This is a genomic window from Kocuria tytonicola, assembly GCF_003687455.1.
Lineage (GTDB): Bacteria > Actinomycetota > Actinomycetes > Actinomycetales > Micrococcaceae > Kocuria > Kocuria tytonicola.
In genome coordinates this window covers 1-1,941 of sequence record NZ_PHOA01000180.1, presented here as the reverse complement: position 1 = coordinate 1,941, position 1,941 = coordinate 1, and the positions used below count along the sequence as shown (strand labels likewise).

Annotated in this window: 1 protein-coding gene; it reads right to left on the bottom strand. The window is 76.5% G+C overall.

The features are described 5' to 3' along the window. Positions 1 to 1,941, bottom strand: a 1,941-nt coding sequence (locus CWC38_RS11660; RefSeq protein WP_240625253.1) for a transglutaminase TgpA family protein, incomplete at both ends; no start/stop codon positions are given.

The following is a 1,941-nucleotide window of genomic DNA, read 5'->3' as shown; positions in this document are numbered from 1 at the left end:
GGGTGGCACCGGGCGGGGCCGGGTCCGAGGGCGTTGCGCTCGGACGGTCGCTGCTCTGCCCGGGGGAGCTCGGGCTCGGCGTGGCGCTCGCCGACGAGTCCTTGCCCGCGCCCGCCGGGTCCGGGGCGTTCTCCGGGGCGTAGTCCGGGGTGGAGGGCACCCCCGGGGTCGGCTCGAAGCGCACCCACCCGACGCCCTGGAAGTACAGCTCCGGCCAGGCGTGGGAGTCGCCGGTGCCCACGGGGAAGGACCGGGCGCCGTCGGCCCCGGTGGTCGGAGCCGTGGGGAGGTAGCCCACCGCGACGCGGGCGGGGATGCCCATTTCCCGGGCCATCAGGGCCATGGCGGGCGCGAAGTGGCCCGAGTACCCGGCGTGGGTGGCCATGAACTTCTCCAGGGAGGCCGTGCCGCCCGCGTCGTAGCCCTGGGCCAGCGGGGCGTTGACGTCGTAGCGGAAGTCCCGGCGCAGGTGGTTCTGGATCGCGAGCGCCCGGTCGTAGTCGGTGCGGGCGCCGTCCGTGTACTGGCGGGCGGCGTCCGCGACGGCCTGCGGACGGTCGGCGGGCAGCTTCAGGTACGGGGCCAGGGCATCGTCGGACGCGGCCGAGGGGGCCCGGCGCAGGGAGTCCGGGGTGGCGTGCGGCAGCGTGGAGGTGACGGTGTAGCTCGCCCCGGACATGCCCGCGGCGGAGCTGTGGACGGAGAGGTCCCGCGGGCTGAAACCCCAGCCGTCGTCCCCGAGCCCGGTGACGTCCACGGGGGCGTACGGTGCGGGGAGCCAGTGCTCGGTGTAGTCCTCGAACGTGACCTTGGAGGTGACCTCGGTGCCGCCGGGCACCGCGGCGTGCGCGGCGGCCGGGAGCCGGGTGAGGTCCGCGTCCAGGTTCTCGGTGTCCGGGAACCACTCGTCCTGGGAGAAGTCCGAGAGGGTGAGCAGGCGCATGTACTGGGCGCCGCCGTCCGAGGTGGTGTAGCTGAAGCGCCGCGCGCGCTCGTCGGAGCGCAGGTCCTGGCCCACCGCGCGCAGCGGCCCCACCCCGGCGGCCCGTTCCGAGGTGAGGGAGCTGCCCTGGGGGAACGCACCGTTGAAGAAGCCGGGGATCACCGAGGGCACGAGGAGCACCACGGCGAGCACCCCCGCGACCACCAGCAGGGCGCGGGGACCGCCACCGGGAGCGGGGGCGATCTGCCGGGCACGCGTCGCGCCCCAGCGGCGGGAGCCGGCCAGCAGGGCCAGTGCCGCGAGCGCGGCCGCCGCGAGACCCGGGGTGCTCACGCTGCCGGGCAGCGTGAGGGCGGGCACGAGCAGCAGCGCCAGGACGCCCCAGCAGGCGAGTCCTGCCGTGCGCAGGCCCACCAGGACCGTCTCCATGAACACCGTGACCAGTCCCACCAGGACGCACAGCACGAACGACAGGCCGGGGTCCGGTCCGTACGGTGCGCCCTGGCGGGAGACGAAGTCACCGGACTGCGCCCACAGGGCGGAGGCCGCCGTGAACGTCCCGCCCGTGGGGATGAACCCCAGCAGCGCGCGGTCGTTCAGGTGCACCAGCGTCAGCGCCAGCAGCAGCGCGGCGAGCCCCAGCAGGGTCACGAGGGCCGAGGGCAGCCGCAGCCAGCGGGCCGCGCCCGTCACGAGCAGCACGGTGAGCACGGTCGCCGCCACGGGGATCACCCACCAGAGCCCGTCCAGCGCACCGGCCATGCCCACGCAGCCCAGCGCGGTCACCACGAGCAGCAGGAGGCTCAGCGGCACCACGCGGGGACGGGGGAGACGAGCCGGGGCGCCCACTGCGGCGGTTCCGGTGGTGCCGCCGCTCCCGGTGGCGCGGTCGAGGGGGCGACGCCGCGGCATCGCCCCGCCGGGACGCTCACCCCCGCGCGTCCCGCGGGGCGCGCGGGCGTCGTCGGCGGCGCGGTCCCACGGGGAGCGGCGGGGGG